The sequence below is a fragment of the Niastella soli genome (genome assembly GCF_017742245.1).
GTDB lineage: Bacteria > Bacteroidota > Bacteroidia > Chitinophagales > Chitinophagaceae > Niastella > Niastella soli.
In genome coordinates this window covers 1,420,919-1,442,279 of the sequence record NZ_JAGHKO010000001.1, presented here as the reverse complement: position 1 = coordinate 1,442,279, position 21,361 = coordinate 1,420,919, and the positions used below count along the sequence as shown (strand labels likewise).

Here is a 21,361-nt window from a genome sequence, read left to right as displayed (position 1 = left end):
ATAATCGTATTTTATTATTATGAAATAACAACCGTTTTGGGGCGAAGGGTTTAATTTTTCGAATAAGCCTGGTAGCTTTACTGAATGGGTATTGTACAATAACCCATACCGTTATATACTGGCTTTATATATTACGCGGAAAGTTAATTAATTCTTACAATAAAAAAAGCACCGATTTGCAATCGATGCTTCATTTATAAGATTTACAAAAAAATGTATGATTAGGCTGCCATTCGGTGAGTTAACTGGTCGCCAATTGCTTCAGCAACATTGGGTGGTATATTACTCACGGCAGAACCTCTGTCGATGGCGGTTATTCGTTGTAATGCCGGGTGCCATCCAAAAATATAAACAGGACTTCCATTCACACTTACCCGGTATTGCGTTTCCATAGTGTAGGTTTGAAATGCGGTGGCTTTAACAAAAATTGGAGTATTATTAACCACCAGTTCAAACTCCTCTGTTCTCGTTGTATTCTTTCTGGTACTCATAAAAGAAACCTCCCTTTTAAAATTATATGAATACAGTAGTTTTTCAACAACTATGCCGGAAAAGCCCTACTGCGCCAGTTCCCTGAACTGTAATTCTTCACATATAGAGAGGAGATTCTACTATAAGCAGTTATGCATTTAAATGCACAACGATTGAGTAAATAAAACAACAATTTGTGGAAACAATTCTATTATGAACCACGCTGTGCACGTCCGGCTACCCGGGTTGATTTGGCGGCACCTTTCGTATTACTTTTTCCTTTAGTTGGAATAGGAGCTTTATTGCCCGTTGCAATGTTGCCTTTCTTCTTGTCTTTATTCTTGCCAGTATTAAACAGTGACATATATTCTTATTTAATGGGTAAAGTTACAAAAGCCTGTCAAAATAGAATGAGGCTAAAACAAGGGTTCAATATAACGAATAACTCATTACAAACGTATACCTCCTTGCCCGGCAGGCATAATTTGGGAAACTTTTATAATCGCAATTCATCTCCTGATTACACCATTTTTCCCTGTAATTGGCCCCTGCTAACCGGTAACTATAAAAAAAGCCACCCTGCAACAGATGACTTTTACTTTTTTCATGGCCAAACCCGTTACTGACACTTAAAACTTCAAAACCGAATACTTCAGCGGGTTGATCTTAACCTGTACTATACTTACTAACACCCGTTATTCTATAATCATTTGTAATTCAAACAATAACAACCCGTAGCCGACAAATATTCGGTAACACACTACAAATTTACAATAAATTTCTTAAAATATTCTTGTTGTCAGAATATTATTCAGAAATATCCTAATTTTACAGAAAATTCATCGGAATGGATGTTGTTTTAGACAATACTGATCTGCAAATCCTGGAGCGCATGCAGGCCAATGCCCGCATCTCAAATGCCGACCTGGCCCGCGAATTAAATATGGCGCCTTCGGCAGTACTGGAACGGGTAAAAAAGCTGGAACAGAAAAAAGTGATCCAGGGTTATTCTACCCAGATCAATCCGGCCTCGATACAACAAAAATTACTGGCGTTCATATTTATCCGCTCGTCTGAAGGTTTTACATGCAGCAGTAGCACCGCCCAGGCATTAGCGGCTATCCCTGAAGTGCAGGAAGTGCATCACATTGCCGGTGAAGATTGTTATCTTATAAAAATACGCACAACCGACTCATCAACACTGATGCAGTTAATGCGTAGTCAGCTGCAAAAGATCCCTAACATCGCAAGCACGAAAACAACCATCGTTCTGGAAACCGTGAAAGAACAACAACAATTGGTGATTCCTAAAATTTAACTGTATGAGTGATGTAAAAAAAAGCGCCTCTCCTTTAATGGTCGTAATTGCCTTTGCAACGGTGTACCTGGTGTGGGGCTCAACGTATTTTTTTATACAACGCGCTGTTGAGCATATTCCGCCATTTATATTAGGCGCTATCCGTTTTTTAATTGCTGGTAGCTTATTACTTGGCTGGTGTGCTATTAAGGGTGAAAAATTATTTAACTGGGATCATATTAAACCAGCGTTGGTGAGTGGTTTGCTGATGTTGTTTGTTGGGAACGGCGCTGTTATCTGGGCCGAACAATCTCTGGCCAGTTCGCTGGTAGCCGTACTGGTTTCATCGGCACCCATCTGGTTTGTGGTATTGGATAAACCCAAATGGAAAGATAACCTTACCAGTCGCCCCACTATAGCAGGATTGATCGTTGGATTCATTGGTGTAATTCTGCTGTTCAGCGAACAAACATCCAAAGCATTGGGTGCGGGCAATGGTTACCAGGTAATAGGATTGATCGTATTGATCATTGGCGCCATGAGCTGGGCCGGTGGTTCCTTATATTCCAAATACAATTCAAAATCTACTTCGGCAACAGTGAACACGGCCTGGCAAATGCTGGCCGCCGGTGTTGCTTTTGTACCTGGTAGTTTTATTAATAATGAATGGAGCAGTTTTCAGGTGGCCTCAGTAACAACCGGATCCTGGTTGTCGCTGTTCTACCTCATAACAATGGGTTCACTGGCAGGTTTCAGCGCTTATGTATGGTTGCTGCAGGTTCGGCCGGCCACACAGGTAAGCACCTATGCTTATGTAAACCCAGTAGTAGCCGTTCTGTTAGGGGTCCTTTTTGCTGGTGAACATATGACGGCCCTGCAAATAACCGGACTGGCAGTGATCCTGTTGAGTGTGCTGTTGATAAACCTCGCAAAATATCGCAACGAAAAAAAGTCGATTGCCAATGATTCGGCATCCTCGTCCATAAACGACAACATTGTAATTACGCCCAGGCAAAAGGCAGCAATTTAATATTGAATAAGTAATTGGGTTTTTAGGTTAAATAAGCCGGCCAGTGATGGCCGGTTTTATTTTTTCCGCCGCCCTGCCCTGATATTTTAAGATTTGTGTTAATTCCGGGCTCTAGCTTTCTGTTAATAATGGTTTATTGTACCTTGTGCCCGCCCCCTCCAAAAACTTAGAACAAAAAACTAAGAACTTTTGCTCCCTACCGTTGAAAATAATAGGGCTTATGCCTATTTTTATCGCTGTTCCAAATATTAGCTTTTTTAACATTCATCCAGTATTGTACCTATAATCTCTGATCTATGAAAAAGGGAATAAAAATCTTCTGGTGGCTTTTTTTTATCGGTATTACCTGCGGAGTACTGCTAATTGTTTCTGCCAGTATTGGTTTATTGGGCAAAATGCCATCCATTACAGAATTATCGAACCCAACGGCGCTCATCGCCAGCCAGGTGTATGCCGAAGATGGCAGCCTGATGGGTAAATACCTAATTGAAGACCGTATTGATGTAGAGTTTAAAGACATCAGCCCTCAGGTAATAAATGCCCTGGTTGCAACTGAAGACGAACGCTTTTATTCCCACAACGGCATCGACGGCCGTTCGCTAATGCGCTCCCTTTCGTCTTTTGGGACCAGTGGCGGCGCCAGCACCATTACCATGCAAACAGCCAAAAACCTGTTTACCGATGATTGGGCTACCAGCAGCCTTCCGGCGCGGCTTATTCAGAAAATAAAAGAAGCCATTATTGCTGTAAGGCTGGAACGTAATTTTTCAAAAGAAGAGATCATCACCCTTTATTTAAATACTGTTGCTTTTAGCGACAACGTATATGGGATCAGAAATGCCTCCAGTACCTTTTTTCAGAAAGAACCTTCAGAACTGAGCACTTCTGAGGCTGCCGTATTGGTAGGTATGTTAAAGGGGAACCAGCTGTATAACCCACGCAGATTTCCCGAAAGAGCCAAAGACAGAAGAAATGTGGTATTACATCAAATGGTTAGAAGTGGTTTTATTACTGAACCCCAGGCAACTGCTTTGGGTAAGGAACCAATAAAACTGAATTATAGAAAACTGAATGAGAATACAGGTCTTGCGCCTTACTTCCGAGCAGTATTGGGCGAAGAATTAAAAAAATGGTGTAAAGAGCATGAAAACCCCGCTACTGGCAAGCCATATAATATCTATAAAGATGGATTGAGGATCTATACTACCATCAACCCTGTATTACAGATGTATGCAGAGCAGGCAGTAGCCCGCCACATGCCCAACATGCAAAAAATACTGAATGGGCAAAAGAATATCAAAAACGGCGCAGTATGGAAAGAACATGAGAATATCCTCGAAAATGCCATGAAACAAAGCGATCGCTGGAAGAACATGAAGAAGGATGGCAAAAGCGAAGATGAGATCCGCAAAAGCTTCAAGGAAAAAACCAAAATGACGGTTTTTGCGTGGAACGATAAGCGGGAAATTGATACCCTGATGTCGCCATACGACAGTATCAAATATTGCCGTCAAATGTTACAGGCCGGCTTTATGGCCATGGACCCACAAACCGGCGCCATAAAAGCCTGGGTTGGAGGCGTTGATTTTAAAACATTCAAATTCGACCATGCCAATATTGGTACCAAACGGCAGGTAGGTAGTACCATTAAACCGTTGCTGTATGGACTGGCCATTAATGATGGTGGTTTTACCCCCGCCACACCAGTGGAAGATGTACAGCAAAATTTTGAAGGTTTTGGTCCTGTGCCCGCTACTAATGCTTCCTGCTCAAACCAAACTATGCCAATGGCCGAAGCGCTGGCTCAATCACGTAACTGCGCTACAGCCTATATAATGAAGAATATGGGTAACAAAGGCAATGATGCTGCCGTGCGGTTTGTTAAATTCTTAAAAACCTGTGGTGTAACAACTGATATTGACCCCGTACCCGCTATTTGCCTGGGTAGCGGTGAAATTTCATTATATGAAATGCTGCAAGCCTATAGTATGTTCCCCGCCGGCGGCTTCTCCGTTAAACCCATGTACATCACCCGTATTGAAGATAAAAATGGCAATCCTTTACAGGTATATACTTCAGAACGTAAAGAGGTGATCAGTGCATCAACCGCCTATAATGTTATTACTATGATGCAGGGCGTTATCAATCACGGTACCGGGGTACGAACTGCCAGCTATGGCATCAACATTGCTAACGTGGCTGGTAAAACCGGTACAACCAACGATAACAGTGATGCCTGGTTTATGGGTTATACCCCGCAATTATTGTGCGGCGTTTGGACGGGTTGCGACGATCGCTTTATCCGGTTCAGCAGTACTTCTGTTGGTCAGGGCGCTTCACTGGCCTTGCCGGTATGGGCATATTTTTATGCAAACTGTTTAAAAGACAAAAGCACCGGGCTGGATGCCAAACACCTTTTTGTAAAACCGCAGGGGATGGTGGCAGACACACTTCAAGACTGGTCTAAAAGACCTTCGGTTGGCAGTGGAGAAGATAATGGGGCAGTCCCGGTAGACAGCTCTACGAATAGTGGATATTAAAGTTTAAAATATTAAGTTATTAAGGGCCGACTAAAAGTTTTTAGTCGGCCCTTTTTCTTTTATATTGCTGATCGTTACATCAGAAAAACAATTACTCCTGCATGCGCCATTTATTATTGTCATTCACGCTTGTTTTATCTATCTCAGATTTTGCACAATCCCAATCGCTGTATGATCCGGCAGAAACATTTGCGCCGGGGTTTTATGCCAATAAAAGCAGCAGCATCCGATCGGCTAATGGCGCACCCGGTTTGGCATACTGGCAAAACCGGGCTGATTATACCTTGCAGGCTACTATCGATACTGCAAAACAACTGTTGACCGGTTATGCTGTTATCCATTACACCAATAACAGCCCCGATCCACTATCATCATTATGGTTGCAGCTCGATCAAAACACCTATCAAAAGGGTGCGCGCAGTAACTATTTAACTGATCAGCAACCGCAGGAGTTTACAACAGGCTATTCAATAGATGACGTTCAAATTCAGCAGAACGAAAAGATCACCCGTGCTAATTATATCATAACCGATACGCGCATGCAGGTAAGGTTGGGCAAAGCCCTGCCGGCAAAAAGCGGTACCATCACCATTCGTATAAAATACCATTACACTATTCCGGGTGCGTTTGGCGGCCGTACAGATTATGTAAAAACAAAGAACGGCACCATTTATGAAATCGCTCAATGGTATCCGCGCATGTGCGTATATGATGACCTCATTGGTTGGAACACCCAGCCCTTTTTAGGCAGCGGCGAATTTTATTGCGAATATGGCAATTTCGATTATAGTGTAACTGTGCCCTGGAATATGATCGTAGCAGGTGCCGGTGAATTACAAAATCCCACAGAAGTACTTACGCAAAAACAAATAGAACGGTTGACGGCGGCCCGCAACAGCGACAAAACGGTTATCATCAGGTCTGCCGCAGAAATTACCGACCCGCACAGCCGGCCGGTACAAAAGGGCAACCTGACCTGGCGTTTTAAGATGAACAATACCCGCGATGTGGCTTTTGGCGCTTCTGCTGCTTTTATTTGGGATGCGGCCCGGGTTAATTTACCCAGTGGTAAAAAATGCATGGCCATGTCCGTATTCCCGGTTGAAAGCGATGGTAATGACGCCTGGGGCCGTTCAACAGAATATTTGAAAGCATCTATTGAGCATTTTTCTGAGACCTGGTTTGAGTATCCTTACCCTACTGCAATTAATGAAGCCGGTATTGCAGGTGGCATGGAATACCCCGGCATTTTATTCGATGGAATCAATGATAAAGGGAAAGAATTATACTGGGTTACTGCCCATGAAATAGGCCACAACTGGTTCCCAATGATCGTTGGTTCTAACGAACGCAGCCATGCGTGGATGGATGAAGGCTTTAATACATTTATTGACCTGTATGCTTCAGACGCTTTTAACAAGGGGGAATATGCGCCCAAACGCGACAGTGAATATGCACCCGGTGGTGGTAACCCCGCCGATGAAATATTGCCTTATTTAAATGATCCCAAAGCACCTTCTATGATGATGGCTGCCGATGCCATTCCGGAAACCTATCGCCACCCCATCTCTTATTTTAAACCCGCTTTTGGTTTATACCTGTTGCGGGAATACATTCTGGGAAAAGACCGTTTTGACTATGCCTTTAAACGGTATGTTCACAACTGGGCATTCAAACACCCTTCGCCCGAAGACTTCTTCCATGCTATGGATAATGAAAGCGGTGAAGACCTTACCTGGTTTTGGCGCGAATGGTTTTGCAACAACTGGTCACTCGACCAGGCCATACAACAGGTAACCGTATCCGGTAATACGGCCAGGATCACTATAGCCAACCTTAATAAAATGGTTATGCCGGTAGCTATACAACTAACATTCAGCAATAGTACCACCCAACGCCTGCAATTGCCGGTTGAAACCTGGTTCCAGCACACAACTTATACACTTTTGGTACCAGTTACAACTACCTTAACCAATGTTACCATTGATCCTGACCAGCTATTACCCGATGCCAACCGCCAAAACAATGTGTGGAAAGCTCAATAAATTACCTTTGTATAAACATCATGAAGCATGACCCTGACAGAAAAGATACTGTTCCTTGCCTTTGGGTTTTTGATCATCATTTTTATTTCAGTGGGTTATCTGAATAAGACTGATGCACTAAAGCTCCTGAAAGATAAGTATGAAGCGGCCCTGGGCGGGAACGACAGGGAAGCCGCCATTGCTGCGGGTCAGGCTTATTACCGCTCCTTACGGGGTGGTGGCGAATTGTCTATTGAAGACGAACGGGCTATTCTTAGAGATGTAGCACATTTGCCAGAAATAGAAAACTCAGAAGAAGTGTAGCATTTGAATTGCTGATTTTGAGGTGTCGGGATGGAGAGATTTCATGTATGTTCGGACTGTTGATCTATTTTCAAATCCTGAAATCACTCAGGTAGTCCATTCAATTTTACGCCACACCCCATATAAGTAATTCCATTATACCTGGCTTCTACCTTGTATTCATACCAGTTATCGCTCATACCATCGCTGCAAAACTGAGGGGTGATAATTATTTGTATCCCACATGTAGTAGTGTCTGTATTATAAATGTACTGGCCGTTCTGTTGTATAGCTGCCACATAGGGAAATACAGTGGGGTGACTGCTATCTACCTGTAAAAAACTGATCTGTTTATCTTTATCTATTTCAATTAGCCAGAACGGTTCATTACCCAGGCCAAAAAAATCAATGCCAGCAGCTTTCTTTTCCATCCAGGCAATATTATCGGCGCCTATTATTTTACGACTTAGATAGGAATTTGAGTAAAGCGCATCAGGCGCGCCTGTTAAACTTACTTCTTTTAAGCCTTTATTAGAAACTGCAAAACGTTTGGTAAGGGTGTTGTTCACCAGTAATTGCAATTGGTCGTTAGTGGTTAACCACCGGCCTTCCGTTTCCTGCGGTGGCAGTTCCCTTCCGTTAAATTCATCTTTCAGGTGAAAGGTATGGTCGGATAATAATAAAACTTTTCTGGTGATATTGCTGCAATCAGTGCAGGGAATAATGCCAGTATAATAACCCGGCATAAAGGTAGTAGGCGTATCTGACTCCTCTGTGTCAAGATTACGTAGGGGAAATAGCGTATCAATTATAGTAGAATCCGATGGGGATGGTACAGGTACGGGTGAAGGATCATTGCAGGCTATAATAACCAGCATAAACAGGCCAAAACAGGATTTCATGTTTAATTATTTTCCAAAGGGATTTTTACCGGAAAGTAGAGGTTACCGTACAAAGAATGGGCCGTTATTAATTTAAGTGAAGAAAAAGAGGGTACGGATGTTGGTAATTTGCCCTTCAGTAAAGAGGACCCATCCTTAGCTTGCTTTGCCTTTGTGTTCCCAAAATTCTTTAACGATCCTGCCATCTGCCATTTGGCGAAGCCGTCGCGTAAAGCGTTCGCCTTTAATTTGTCCGGTGTTATCCTTGCGGCCCAGGACCAACACTATGGCATCACCTTCCCTATCGGTTTTAAATGACAGATCGTAGTGATTGCAATGCGTTTCGATACAAGAAGATGGTTGGTACTTCTTACGTAAGATTTTTAAAACAGGTTCTTCCAGCTCCATAGTTCTAAATTTTAAACATGACCAAATGTGTTTTTCATTTTCATAGTTAGTGAGGCCTTCTTTCATAACCATTAATGTTGTCAGCCCTATATAGGTTCAGACGGTAGAGGGGAGAATCGCTTATCTGTATTTAATTTAAGGAATGCTTGCCGGCCAGGTAATGCAACAGTAAAATAGACACGCAGTTTTCGTTTTTCTGATTGTTAAGCAATCGGTATAAAAAACTGAAATAATGATGCCAATATCCGTACCCCTATATGTGCAGGCTTTTTTAACCGCACATATACAAAAGCGTGGCATATGTTGTACAATTCAGGGTGGATTTGAATGAATAAGGTGGGTAAAATAATTAACAGGCACACGTTGCCTAAAATGAACTTTAAACATGGGGAGCACGGAAGGAAAGCTTTAAAAATTATAGCAGGTATACGTGAATTGGTAAAATTTTCAGGAAGGCACCATCTGTATTAGATGGCAATGATCATTCAGCTTTTTAAAGTTACAACTTTACAGTCTAAAAAAAACACTGGTATAGTAAGATTGGCCATAGCAGGCAACATTTTTCTATAAAATCGATTGGGTATTTGATAAGGGATTATTTACCAATACTATAATAAGCCAAATAGTCGTTCGTTATTTTCATTTTTTTAGTGCATACACATTAAAAATACGTACTTTAATAACTCATGGACTATCTAAAGAAGTATAAGAGCTTTTTATACAGTTATTACCTTAGCTCAGGCGTACGTATTACAGCAGGAGTGGTTTTACCCGCACTTATTTTTAGTTATTTCGACATGCTGTCACAAGGGGTGGCCGTATCGCTGGGCGCCATGTGTGTAAGCGGTACAGATAATCCTGGCCCTATTCACCACAGGCGCAACGGTATGCTTATCTGCCTGTTGTTTTTAGTGGTAGTAGCCTCCTTTACCAGCCTTTCAGCTGCCTATCCGGTGTTGCTGGGTATTCTCATCACCGTTTTTTGTTTTGTTTTATCCATGATTGGTGTGTATGGCGCCCGTGCCATTGCTATTGGGGTTAATGCTTTACTTATCATGGTTTTACAAATGTCGCACCCAAGCCAGGGAAATGAAGTGCTCATACAGGCCGCGTATATTTTACTGGGCGGTCTATGGTATACCGGTTTAAGTTTATTGCTTCATAAGTTTGCCCCCTACCGGTTAGGTCAGCAGGCATTAGGTGAATGTATGGCCGCCACTGCCAATTATATTCGTATTCGCGCTCAGTTTTATGATGTACATGCCGACTTCGATAAGATCTATCGCCAGATGATAGAACAACAGGCAATCGTTCACACAGAACAGGAACTGGTTCGGGAACTGTTTTATAAAAGTCGCGACATTGTAAAAGAAACAACCAATACCGGCCGCACCCTGTTGATGCTTTTCAGAAGCCTGGTTGATCTGTTTGAGCAGATCATGACTTCGTACCACGATGACTACAAAGACCTGCATGCTGCTTTTGAAGGTACCGAGCTTATGAACCGATACCGACAACTGATCATGCAACTGGCAGCCGAACTGGATGACATTAGCATAGCTGTAAAAAGCGGTCGCCGGTCGCGGGAAACCACTGCCCTGGCCAATGCCATTCAAGAAACCCGACGTTATTACATCGAACTACGGAATACGAAAAGGACCCCCGAAACGCTGGAGTACTATATTACCATGCGGAATATATTGAGCAATATTGAAGATATTGCCAACCGCATGCATACCCTGCATTTATACACCAGCTATCAACAGAATGTTGCCAATATTAACACCCCCGACGACTATGAAAAATTTGTGAACCGGCAGGATTTCAGCTTTAAAGTGTTGATCGATAACCTCAGCATGCAATCCAACTATTTCAGACATGCGTTACGGGTAAGTTTGGCCACGCTGGTTGGTTATATAGCCTCCCTGTTCCTGAATGTGGGACATAGTTACTGGATATTACTCACCATTATTGTAATATTAAAACCCCAGTACAGCCTTACAAAAAAACGGAATTTCGAAAGACTGTTTGGAACTATTGCAGGCGCCATCATTGGTTTGGGTATTCTGTATTTTATAAAGGACAGGACCGTTTTGTTCGGGATCATGCTGGTATTAATGCTGGGCACATACAGCCTGCTGCGTACTAATTATATGTTCGCCGTTATTTTTATGACGCCGTATGTTTTATTGATCTTTCAATTGCTTTACGATATCCCCTTAAAAAATGTACTTACAGACCGACTTATAGATACCACTATAGGCTCTATCATTGCCTTTATTGCTAATCTGCTGATCGTTCCGCTTTGGGAACGTGCACAGATCTCGAGCCTTATTGCTACGGCTATTGAAAAGAACACCGCCTGGTTTAAAACTGCCGTCACCAATTTTATGGGTAAACCGGTTACCCCCATCGAATACCGCATAAGCCGTAAAGAAGCCTTTGTTGCCCTGGGCAACTTATCCGATGCTTTTACCCGCATGCTAGGGGACCCTAAATGGCAGCAAAAAAATATCAATCTTATTCATCAGTTTGTGGTATATAACCACCTGCTTACCTCTCACATCGCCACGCTCTCTAATTTCGGACAGCAATTTGCGGTGGCTAACGTAACCAAAGATTTTATTCCGGTAACCAATTATATTGAAACTGAGCTTTGTGCGGCTACAGCTATTCTTAAGGGTGCACCAACCCAGGCCGAATCGGCCCGAACACCTCAATGGCAAATGATTGATAAACGGGTTACCAATTTAATGATGAACCGGCAAAAAGAACTGCATCAGGGTTTAACAGATACCGACACGCGCAAATTATTGCTGGAAGTAAAATCTGTAACCGATGAATTCAGGATCATTCATGATGTTACGACTGATATAAAGAAAACGAGTCTGCAACTGGCAGCAGCAGGTTGATTTAGCGGTTTTGGATCAGCCATCAATTCACGCACTCAATTTGTCATTTCACACATCTTATCCATCTGGGTGCTTATATAGCATGGTAGCTTTAGTATAAAAGCATATTACCATGAAAAATTTTGCAGTGGCTGCACTGTTTGCCACATTTCCATTTGTTGGCTCCGCCCAGCTGGGCGGACTTGTTAATAAAGTTAAAAACAAAGTAAACCAACGGATTGATCAAAAGGTTGATGCTGCCATTGATAAAGGGTTGGATAAGGCAGAAGGAAAATCCACCACAAAAACGGCATCTCCTGCCACAACGTCTTCGAGTAATACAACCGTAGCGGATGAACCGGTTTTAAAAAGCACCTCGAAATTTGATTTCATTGCCGGATCTACCATCTTCTATTACGAAAACTTCGAGCAGGAAGCCATGGGCGAACTGCCTACCGGTTGGAACACCAATGGCACCGGCGAAATAACCAGCCTTGATAAGTATCCCGGCAAATGGCTTCGCGTTCATCACCCTTTCACCTATCTTACCGCTAACAAAACAGCCTTCAGTGAAAACTATACTATCGAATTCGATATCATTCTGCAATTAAAAAACAATGGCTGGATGTATCCACAGGTTTCTTTTGGTCTTTTTTCATCAGGCACCGAAGCCACTACGGCAAATGACTTTTTAAAGGACTACGACAAATACGGTGCGGTAACTGCTTTGTTTACCCCGGGTGAGTTTAAAAGTTCAAAGGTTGTGCTGAAATCGTACGTGGATGGAAAAGGCTTTTTTACCGGTGAACCCAAAAGCATTCCTGAGCTGGAACAATGGTACGGCCGTCCCGTACACATTGCCATTCAGGTGCAGAAAGAACGGTACCGCATGTGGGCAAATGAGGTAAAAATATTTGATATCCCCAAAGGAGTACCGCTGAACTATGTAATGAATCAGCTGCAGATAAGGATTCACCACACTAATTATAACGACAGCCAGTACGGAATATATCTCAGCAATATAAAAATGGCCAAGGGTTTGCCCGACACCCGGCATAAACTAATTGATGAAGGAAAATTCAGCACCACTTCTATTTTATTTGATGTAAATGCCGCTACGCTTAAACCGGAATCGTATGGTACTATAAAAGAAATAGCAGGCATTTTAAATGACTATAAAGAAGTGCGGATAAAAATAACCGGTCATACCGATAGTGATGGCAACGATAAAGACAATCTGCTTTTATCGCAAAAACGCGCAGAAGCAGTAAAAACAGCCCTGGTAAATGAATATGGAATTGATGGTTCCAGACTTGAAACTGAAGGAAAAGGCGAAGCAGAACCGGTGGCAGATAATAAATTAAAAGAAGGGAAAGCAGCCAACAGAAGAATTGACATGAAGGTGATAAAATAAGTAAACAATAAACCCCGACTGTAACGTCGGGGTTCCCCTTTTCTCACATGTGACTGATAACTATCTTATATAACCACCAGTTGACTAGCCGATTTGTTGTTAGTCGGTTCATGCGAAGACGCCATAAATAATTATGACCCTGTAAATTTGATATAAAGAATGGCCCGTAGGTAGTAAAGCCTGTATGAGTTGCTATTGATTTTGTTTGAAATGTCGAAACTGGTTAAGCGCTCTTACAATCCATTCCGGTTTTTCTCCGGTTCAACCATCTTATCAACAATTCATCAGGCTAAATCCACATTTTACTTTGTCAAAAGTTTATATTTGATGATTCATTACCAATTGTGCAACGATCATTCTTATTTGTTCTCGCTTGTATTTACTCCCTGGTTTGCCTGTCGCAGGATGAAAGGCAATATGCCTTTGCCCATTACGGTACCGATAAAGGACTGGCAGGATACGATGTAAGGGCCGTTGTTCAGGATGAGGCTGGTTATATGTGGTTAGGGACCTCCACCGGCCTGCAGCGTTTCGATGGCACCCGATTCATTAGCTTTTATTATCGAAAGAACGATTCCACCAGCATTCCGGAAAACAGCATCCACCAGCTTTTCCGTTGTAAAAAGAATAAACTCTGGTTACTCACAGGCTCCGGGCAGGTAGGGGTTTTCGATACCAAATACTTCCGGTATACGCCCGTAGCTATTCAGCCCGTTAAAAAAAGCTCCCTGTTAGCCGATAAAAAGATCTTTACCGACAGCCATGGTAAGATCTATTTACTTTGCTTCAAGAGTGAGTTGTTGGTTTATAATGAAAAAGACAACCAGTTTGTTTCCGCAGCGAACCTGATGCCGCTTCCTCCCAAATGGGCGATCATTTCTTTTTGTGAAGATGTGACAACAGGTAAATATTATATTGGCACCGATTCTGGCATGGTGGTGTACAACCCACAAACGCACAAACAGAGTTATGCAGGTCACAATGTGGAAAACGAGTTGTTGATAACGCAATATGGACGCATTCCGTTTGTTGCACCTATGTTGCTGGATTCAAAACATCGGTTATGGTTTTTAACTTGGCCTCCTACCATTGGCGGACCTTACTTCTTTTGTTTTAACCTGCAAACCAGGACAACCATCTTAAAACAGTATAGCTTTTTCCCACTGGTAAAAGAGTACAACGAGCCGAATGCCATGATGGAACAAAAGAATGGTACGGTTTGGATAAAAGGGCTGAATATATTCGCCCGTTACCATGAGAAAGAGAATAAATTCCAGCTGGTACACAACGGGTATACCAACGATCAAAGCATTGCCTTTGAAAAAGTTTGCGACCTGCGCGAAGACCGGGAAGAAAACCTGTGGGTGGCAACAAATAACAATGGTCTATTCCGGTTCAACCCATCGAAAGAATATTTCCTAAATGTGCATCATTTTAACCGGGTAAAAAATGCACCTGGTGAAGGGTCTGCACTCAGCTTTATTGAAGATAATGGCACCGTTTTAATGGGCGCCTGGGGCAATGGTATTTACCGGTATGATTCTTCTTTTAACAACATACCGGTGGGCATAAAAGGTATCAGTGAAAATAATTCGGCGGTTGTGTGGCACATGTTGCAAGGGAATGACGGCCGAACTATCTGGATGGGTACCCAACCAGGTGGTCTATATAAATACGATCGCAAAACAAGGGCTGCCAAATATTTTGAAGTACCCGCTGTGGAAGGTTCTACCATTTGCCAGCTTGCAGAAGACAGGAATGGTAATTTATGGCTCGGCACCTATGCACGCGGGTTGTATAAATATACCAGAACAGGGCATGGAGATGATTTTACACAGCACGTTGAAAAAATAACCGCCGTAGAGGCAAACACTATCAATGCGCTTGGTATTGATAAAAGCGGTAACCTGATGGTGGCCACCAATACCAACGGCGTATATATACTTGATGTAAACAACAATCAGGTGCTGCATCATTTTTCAACGGAAGGGCCGGCTAATCAACAGCTTCCTGGTATAAATGCCACCGCTATATGTAATTATGACGATTCCACCATTTTCATTGGCTGCGGAGGTATTAATATTTACAATCCCATAAAGCAAACCATTCAACCCATTCGCCTGGGTAATACCAGACCCAATGATGTGGCTGCTATTCAAAAAGACAGGAACGGGTATATATGGGTCACCCAAAGTACCGGTCTGTTACGGATCAGCCTTTACAAAAAAAATATTGCCATTGTATTCGATAGAATAGATGGGATTATCAATGATCACTTTATGGTGGGGGCTTCTGCCTGCCTGTCTGATGGACGGCTATTATTTGGCAGCAGCAATCAGTTCATTGTATTCGATCCCAAGCATATTGACCTGGTTGATTCATTGCCCGATGTTACCATTTCCGGCTTCAAAGTGCAAAACAATTCGCTGTTAGTTGATTCATTGCGAAATTTGAAATTAATAGAACTGGAGCCCTATCAAAATAACATTACTATTGAGCTGTCATCGCTCATGTATAATTCCACTTCCATAATAAAATATAAACTTGATAAAATTGATAAAGACTGGATACGGGCCGATATCTCTAACCAGGCTGTATATCCTTTCCTGCCTCCAGGCACCTATACCTTTACTGCAGTAACAGAAGACAGCGAAGGAAAACCAGGAAGAAATACTACCACTCTTATCATAAAAGTAAAACCGATCTACTGGCAAACCTGGTGGTTTGTTGGGGTCATCCTTTTTGTTTGCCTTGGAATTTTCTTGTGGTTTGATAAATTAAGGATGCAAAAAATAAAGGCTACGGAAAGTGTGCGTAATCGTATTGCAACCAGTCTTACCGAAGACATGGGTAATTCCCTAAGCAGCATCAATATCACCAGCGAGCTGGCTAAGACCAAAATTGATACCGATACTGAACGCACCAAGGAGTATATAATTCAGATCAGCGACAGCAGCAACCGGATGGTACAGGCCATGTATGATATGGTGTGGAGCATTAACCCGGAAAACGATACGCTGCAACATACGTTAGACAGAATGAGAGATTACGCGGCTGAAATGGAGAGCATGTATACGCCATCCATTATTTTCCAGGTTGATGAGCAGGCAAAAGAGGTTCGCTTACGTATGGAAACCCGCTATGAAATGCTGAGCATCTTTAAAGAAGCGGTAAACAATGCCGCCCGTCATTCACAAGCCAAATTTATTGAGGTAAACCTGCGCTACAAAAGCCCATCCCTTATTTTATGTATACAGGATGATGGCAAAGGGTTCGATGTTGAATTGGTGGAATTGTCAAGAGGTCTTAGCGAAATGCGCCGCCGCGCTGCCACCATTAATGCTAAACTCACATTGAAGTCAGAGATCAATACCGGCACCGCAGTGAAACTGGTTATGAGTAGATAATTTTCGTGAATCGGCAGTCGGTAATCGGCAGTCGGCAATAGGTTCTAGAAGTTCGGGCCTCATGTAGTCGTGAAACGTCAAACGTGTAACGTGAAATAAACCAGCGCATCTCACCGCGTTCGCTGCAGTAGCGCCTTCGCTGCGCTCAGGCATAAGGTCAGACGATTGAGATTGATAACTATCTTGCACCGCCGACGCCGGCCATTGCCTCCCCTTACATGGCGCTCTGACGTGTCGGAGTGCCTTATAGTTAACTGGTCAACTTGCCACCTACTTCCCCATCCATTTCTTAAAATCGGTGACCTTTTCACGGCTTACAATGGCCTCTTTATCAACGGCGGGTTTTAGGTTAAGTAATAAGCGGTTGCCAAAATAATCATGAATTTGATCAATGCAGTTTACCGCTACATAAAACGCGCGGCTGATACGAAAGAATTGAATGGGATCCAGCATTTCTTCCAGATCATCCATCGTGTAATCAACTACAAACTTGCGGTTGTCGGTTGTTTTGAAAAAGTTCAACCGGCCATCGCTGTAGAAATAAGCGATCTCTTCTATATCAACGCTTACTAATTTCTGGGCATGTTTAACCAAAAAGCGTTTGCGGTATTCTTTAGGTTGTAGTTTTTGTTGCAGCTCTTTTACCAGGCTGTCTACATTGAGCGAGGGAGTGCTGGTGCTGTTTCCATAGAGTGATTTCAACCCTTTCAGTTTTTCCAGCGCAGCATGCAGGTCTTCTTTTTGAATGGGTTTTAACAGGTAATCCACACTGTTCACCTTAAATGCTTTTAAGGCATATTCGTCGTATGAGGTAGTGAAAATAACAGTGCTTTTCACTTCTACTTTATCGAAGATCTCGAAGCTTTGTCCATCGGCCAGTTCAATATCCATCAGAATGAGGTCGGGCGAAGGGTTTTGTTGTAACCAGCTAACTGAACTCCTGATACTATCGGCTACACCCACAACCTCTGCGGTTGCATCAACGCTAGCTAATGTTTTTTGCAGTTTTCTAACTGCCAGTTCTTCGTCTTCAATAATAAGTACTTTCATGTCCGTGGATTTTGTGGTATACCTGCAAATTACAAATAGCCAACTGCATTACCGGCGAGCCGGGCATGAATTGCCGAAACCGCGGATGAATTGTGTTTTTAAGGGCTGGAATGCCAGATCAGGGGTGAATAAGCGGAATGATCACGGCAAATTCCTTCCCATCGTCGCGAACGGTGATCTCTTCCTGCTTCATTAACCGGTACTTTTTAACAATGTTGCTCAACCCCACTTTGTTGGAAGTGACCATTCTGTCTTTGCGCTGCAGGTTATTACTTACTATTAGCCGGCCGCTGTTGGTGGTCAGGATCATGATCTGTAACGGCTTGTCTTTCAATATCATGTTATGCTTAACCGCATTTTCAACCAGCATTTGCAAGGTAAGTGATGGCAACTGCCAGGTGAGATAGCGCTCCTCTATAGTGATTTTCATATTAAGACCATCGCCATATCGGGTTTTGAGCAAATGGAAATACGAATAAATAAAATCCATTTCCGCTTGCAGGGTAGCTAAGCCGTCTTCGTTGGTACGCAACAGGTAACGGTAAACCTTGCTCATTTCATCAAGGAATTTCTCGGCCTTTTCAGGCTCATCACTGATGAGGGAAGAAAGCGAATTGAGACTATTGAACAGGAAGTGGGGATTTACCTGTCCTTTCAATCCCTCGAGCTGGCTTTGCAGGTTTTCTTTTTTTAACTGTTCTGCCTCATCAACCACTTCGCGCCAACGTTCAAAAAAAGCAGCCCCTTCATTCAGGCTGGTAGCCATGATATTACAAAAAGCGCCCACGATTATCGTCCAGATGTATTTATTCAGGTTTATCTGGTAGCCCATGAAGCCAATATAATCGTAGCCCCAGAAAATGATGCTTAGGGCTGCAATCATGATGGTGATGTAAATGCCCAGGCCAATGGCTATGCGCTTAAACGATTGACTGTATTTGGGAAAGCGGTTGCGTAACATGGTAGCCACCATGCCACAGCACACATAAACCAGGGTTATAACAGCCAGCGTTATTCCTGTTGGTACCAGAAAATTCCGGAGTGAGGAAAAATACAGGGTACCAAATAATACAAAGTTCAGTAAAACGGCAAAGGGTGGCATTAAGACCACTGCTATCACCCATTCCTTCCTAGAGTACGACAATGGTTTTATATCGTCGGCATATGCCTCCATTCCCATCAGTTTACAATTAAATTACAACTGTTTTATACCTGGTTTTTTGTTGTTTGGATCAATTGCCGGTTTTACCGATGAATTGTTCCAATGACCGGGCCAGCTGTGGATTGGCGGTACAAATTACTGAAGAAAAGGCAACAAGGGATCAAGGCAGAAAAAAGTTCAGGAGCTATAAAATCCCCGTGGGAACTTAATAACTCCTGAGCTGGTAGCTGATATTTGGCCAATGTTGATAACTCTCTAAATCACGAAAACTCAAAGTCACTCAATCTTTTCTACTCCTTCATTTTGCCCGATTTTTTCAGGTATCGAACAAACAAATAGACAAATCCCAGGAACGGTAAAATAATTGCCAGCAATAGGTTACGCAAACTGGTATCGTACTGAGTAAGTTCAGCATATTTGAAGAGCAAAATAAGGGTAATACCACTGAGCCAGATGTATTGGGTATTGTATTCTTTCAGTACCCAGCGCTTCCATTTGAACCGCATGCTATGGAAAGTTGCGGATATACCCTTCAGGCTGGGCACCCACCGGTTTACAGTGGCCGTATAGCCATTGTATTTATCACCGAATTTGTTGCGTAAAAAATTCTCTTCGGCCAGCACGATGGCCTGGTATACAAAAAGAAAGAATGGGATAAATATTGCTACGTACAACAGGGAATTCGATAATACCCCAACTCCGCACAACATTAAAATATTACCCACATACAATGGGTTACGGCAGTGATTAAAAATGCCACTGGTCACCAGTTCTTCGGCATACACTTTTCCTTCTTTACCGCCTCGAATAATATAAGCCAGGCCAATAGTAGCACCCCTTATCAATTGACCGCTAACAGTAATGATCAATCCAATAATAACGGGTAATAAATAATAGTTCGGACCAAAGTAGGGGGTCTGATTTCTTGGTTTCTTAATGATTTATAGTTGGACGGCAATCATAGCCGGGAATTGCTATTTTGTCAGAAATAATTATACCAGAAAAAAACGCTTCAAAACAGACATTAATGCAAATCGCCCTTTGTGGGGAATATCAATTTCCTCAATAACGGCTACATACCCTAATATAAAGGCCTTGCCTATCCCGGAAATAGACAAAATGGCAATTTGTGTAGATGAAACAAGATATTACAATGTGTAATTTGATAACCTTTGTTTGCAGATATTAATCACATTTTAAGATGAACTCACGGTTAAAGGCCCTCTTTTTTAGCGCTTATGCGCAGGGATCACTGTTAGTAAAGTAAGTGTTCTAAGAGTTTGCCACTAAACCAAAATAAGTTTAATACAAAGGCGGGCCAATTAATTAGTCAAATAGTTTGAAATAGCTTGTGGGCGTAGCATCTTTGTGTCGTTAACCGTTAACAGTATCCAATTTCCAGAAAAAACCTGATCGTATCCTATCTAAGTCCAATATGTGAAAAAACCGCTTTGTCCAGTCCTGTGAAGTCCATCCAATCCTGAAAGACCAATTGTTTACCAAGGATCCCTTTAAATTAATTAATTATCCTCCCGATGTCTTGTCGGGAGGTTTTTTTTGCTCACGCTACTACTATAGAACAGTCGGGATCAAGTTAAAATCCTGGGGGTGTTGGTAGTGCAGTCCGTTTTGGCCATCATTGAAAAATTTAGTATGTTAGATGACTACGGCTCATGTGCATATCCGCAAGAGGTGTTTCAAAAAAACTCTTCAAAAACGCTCTTTTACTGCCCCCTTATAGCGACCTTATAGCAATATGGTACCGCGCTATGCCTCCTCGTTGATACCTCTTTTCCTCCTCTGCGTTCGATGCATCGGCACCTTCGCTACGCTCAGGAATGGGCTCCCGACTGGTGAGATCAATAATTATCTTGCATCTTTGAATTCTTCCCTACTTCCTATATTTCTCGCGTGTCACCTCATCAACAGGTCAGCCGGTCAACTTCCTACATCTTACCTCTTACATCCTACTTCCTGTATTCCCCCTCGTCAATTGGTCAACTTTCCTTCAACCTTTCAATCGCCCCCCTTATCAATTCCGGCTCAAAGCCCTTTTGGAGCAGATAATCGGTTGTTTTTGACATTTTCACAAAACCATTCACGCCCTCGCCTTTTATAGTGCCCCATTTTTGTTCTGCCAGCTTGTGTAATGTTTTCTCATAGTCCTCGGCATCCAGCTCCTTCATGGCCCTGTTAATGCAATAGGTGCTTACCTGTTTCTGTTTCAGGGCGTGTTTTATTTTTACCCTTCCCCATTGTTTCATGCGGAATTTACCGCCGGCAAACTGAATGGCAAAACGTTCCTCATTCAGGTAATCTTCTTCGATCAACTGAGCAATTGATTCTTCCACCATTTGTTTGCGTAAGCCAAAAGAATAGAGTTTTTCTTTTACCTCCGCATGACAGCGTTCCTGGTAAGCACAATAATGCCGTAGCTTTTGTAACGCCTGTTCTTTACTGAGCTGCTGTTTTCTTTGAAACAT

Annotated in this window: 16 protein-coding genes; 8 read left to right on the top strand and 8 right to left on the bottom strand. The window is 42.6% G+C overall.

Annotated elements, in window-relative coordinates; genetic code table 11:
• Positions 1–221 precede the first annotated feature (221 nt).
• Positions 222–491, bottom strand: a complete 270-nt coding sequence (locus J7I42_RS05820; RefSeq protein WP_209137831.1) for a hypothetical protein — start codon at positions 489–491, stop codon at positions 222–224.
• Between the two features lie 191 nt (positions 492–682).
• Entirely contained in the window at positions 683–835 is a 153-nt protein-coding gene (locus J7I42_RS05815; RefSeq protein WP_209137830.1) for a hypothetical protein, read from the bottom strand.
• 483 nt (positions 836–1,318) lie between these two features.
• On the opposite strand from J7I42_RS05815, the gene J7I42_RS05810 reads away from it, so the two are divergent.
• The 5 genes from J7I42_RS05810 to J7I42_RS05790 all read left to right on the top strand — a co-directional run bounded on the left by J7I42_RS05810 (position 1,319) and on the right by J7I42_RS05790 (position 7,686).
• On the top strand, positions 1,319–1,789 hold the full coding sequence (locus J7I42_RS05810) for an Lrp/AsnC family transcriptional regulator (RefSeq protein WP_209137829.1): 471 nt from the start codon (positions 1,319–1,321) through the stop codon (positions 1,787–1,789).
• A 4-nt stretch (positions 1,790–1,793) separates the two neighbouring features.
• Positions 1,794–2,798 (top strand): EamA family transporter, encoded by a 1,005-nt coding sequence (locus J7I42_RS05805; RefSeq protein ID WP_209137828.1) that lies wholly within the window; start codon positions 1,794–1,796, stop codon positions 2,796–2,798.
• 296 nt (positions 2,799–3,094) lie between these two features.
• Entirely contained in the window at positions 3,095–5,338 is a 2,244-nt protein-coding gene (locus tag J7I42_RS05800) for a penicillin-binding protein 1A (RefSeq protein ID WP_209137827.1), read from the top strand.
• 101 nt (positions 5,339–5,439) lie between these two features.
• Positions 5,440–7,383 (top strand): M1 family metallopeptidase, encoded by a 1,944-nt coding sequence (locus J7I42_RS05795; protein ID WP_209137826.1) that lies wholly within the window; start codon positions 5,440–5,442, stop codon positions 7,381–7,383.
• 27 nt (positions 7,384–7,410) lie between these two features.
• Positions 7,411–7,686 (top strand): hypothetical protein, encoded by a 276-nt coding sequence (locus J7I42_RS05790; RefSeq protein ID WP_209137825.1) that lies wholly within the window; start codon positions 7,411–7,413, stop codon positions 7,684–7,686.
• Between the two features lie 83 nt (positions 7,687–7,769).
• Here J7I42_RS05790 and J7I42_RS05785 read toward each other — a convergent pair whose 3' ends face one another.
• On the bottom strand, positions 7,770–8,567 hold the full coding sequence (locus J7I42_RS05785) for a copper resistance protein NlpE N-terminal domain-containing protein (RefSeq protein WP_209137824.1): 798 nt from the start codon (positions 8,565–8,567) through the stop codon (positions 7,770–7,772).
• Between the two features lie 135 nt (positions 8,568–8,702).
• Positions 8,703–9,020 (bottom strand): hypothetical protein, encoded by a 318-nt coding sequence (locus J7I42_RS05780; protein ID WP_209137823.1) that lies wholly within the window; start codon positions 9,018–9,020, stop codon positions 8,703–8,705.
• Positions 9,021–9,640: 620 nt separating this feature from the next.
• On the opposite strand from J7I42_RS05780, the gene J7I42_RS05775 reads away from it, so the two are divergent.
• From J7I42_RS05775 to J7I42_RS35520, 3 genes are all read left to right on the top strand, one after another.
• A complete protein-coding gene (locus J7I42_RS05775) occupies positions 9,641–11,866 on the top strand; it encodes an FUSC family protein (protein WP_209137822.1) in 2,226 nt (741 codons plus the stop codon).
• Positions 11,867–11,978: 112 nt separating this feature from the next.
• Entirely contained in the window at positions 11,979–13,259 is a 1,281-nt protein-coding gene (locus J7I42_RS05770; RefSeq protein WP_209137821.1) for an OmpA family protein, read from the top strand.
• A 344-nt stretch (positions 13,260–13,603) separates the two neighbouring features.
• On the top strand, positions 13,604–16,666 hold the full coding sequence (locus J7I42_RS35520; RefSeq protein ID WP_209137820.1) for a ligand-binding sensor domain-containing protein: 3,063 nt from the start codon (positions 13,604–13,606) through the stop codon (positions 16,664–16,666).
• A 270-nt stretch (positions 16,667–16,936) separates the two neighbouring features.
• Here J7I42_RS35520 and J7I42_RS05760 read toward each other — a convergent pair whose 3' ends face one another.
• From J7I42_RS05760 to J7I42_RS05745, 4 genes are all read right to left on the bottom strand, one after another.
• Entirely contained in the window at positions 16,937–17,716 is a 780-nt protein-coding gene (locus tag J7I42_RS05760) for a LytR/AlgR family response regulator transcription factor (RefSeq protein WP_209137819.1), read from the bottom strand.
• A 118-nt stretch (positions 17,717–17,834) separates the two neighbouring features.
• Positions 17,835–18,890 (bottom strand): sensor histidine kinase, encoded by a 1,056-nt coding sequence (locus J7I42_RS05755; RefSeq protein ID WP_209137818.1) that lies wholly within the window; start codon positions 18,888–18,890, stop codon positions 17,835–17,837.
• A gap of 278 nt (positions 18,891–19,168) precedes the next feature.
• Entirely contained in the window at positions 19,169–19,747 is a 579-nt protein-coding gene (locus J7I42_RS05750) for a methyltransferase family protein (protein ID WP_209137817.1), read from the bottom strand.
• 1,128 nt (positions 19,748–20,875) lie between these two features.
• Entirely contained in the window at positions 20,876–21,361 is a 486-nt protein-coding gene (locus J7I42_RS05745) for a regulatory protein RecX (RefSeq protein ID WP_209137816.1), read from the bottom strand.

Bases quoted from the DNA above. Each gene is read 5' to 3' on its own strand.
- J7I42_RS05820 (WP_209137831.1), bottom strand. From the start codon at position 491: ATGAGTACCAGAAAGAATACAACGAGAACAGAGGAGTTTGAACTGGTG.
- J7I42_RS05815 (WP_209137830.1), bottom strand. From the start codon at position 835: ATGTCACTGTTTAATACTGGCAAGAATAAAGACAAGAAGAAAGGCAAC.
- J7I42_RS05810 (WP_209137829.1), top strand. From the start codon at position 1,319: ATGGATGTTGTTTTAGACAATACTGATCTGCAAATCCTGGAGCGCATG.
- J7I42_RS05805 (WP_209137828.1), top strand. From the start codon at position 1,794: ATGAGTGATGTAAAAAAAAGCGCCTCTCCTTTAATGGTCGTAATTGCC.
- J7I42_RS05800 (WP_209137827.1), top strand. From the start codon at position 3,095: ATGAAAAAGGGAATAAAAATCTTCTGGTGGCTTTTTTTTATCGGTATT.
- J7I42_RS05795 (WP_209137826.1), top strand. From the start codon at position 5,440: ATGCGCCATTTATTATTGTCATTCACGCTTGTTTTATCTATCTCAGAT.
- J7I42_RS05790 (WP_209137825.1), top strand. From the start codon at position 7,411: ATGACCCTGACAGAAAAGATACTGTTCCTTGCCTTTGGGTTTTTGATC.
- J7I42_RS05785 (WP_209137824.1), bottom strand. From the start codon at position 8,567: ATGAAATCCTGTTTTGGCCTGTTTATGCTGGTTATTATAGCCTGCAAT.
- J7I42_RS05780 (WP_209137823.1), bottom strand. From the start codon at position 9,020: ATGAAAGAAGGCCTCACTAACTATGAAAATGAAAAACACATTTGGTCA.
- J7I42_RS05775 (WP_209137822.1), top strand. From the start codon at position 9,641: ATGGACTATCTAAAGAAGTATAAGAGCTTTTTATACAGTTATTACCTT.
- J7I42_RS05770 (WP_209137821.1), top strand. From the start codon at position 11,979: ATGAAAAATTTTGCAGTGGCTGCACTGTTTGCCACATTTCCATTTGTT.
- J7I42_RS05760 (WP_209137819.1), bottom strand. From the start codon at position 17,716: ATGAAAGTACTTATTATTGAAGACGAAGAACTGGCAGTTAGAAAACTG.
- J7I42_RS05755 (WP_209137818.1), bottom strand. From the start codon at position 18,890: ATGGAGGCATATGCCGACGATATAAAACCATTGTCGTACTCTAGGAAG.
- J7I42_RS05745 (WP_209137816.1), bottom strand. From the start codon at position 21,361: ATGTTTCAAAGAAAACAGCAGCTCAGTAAAGAACAGGCGTTACAAAAG.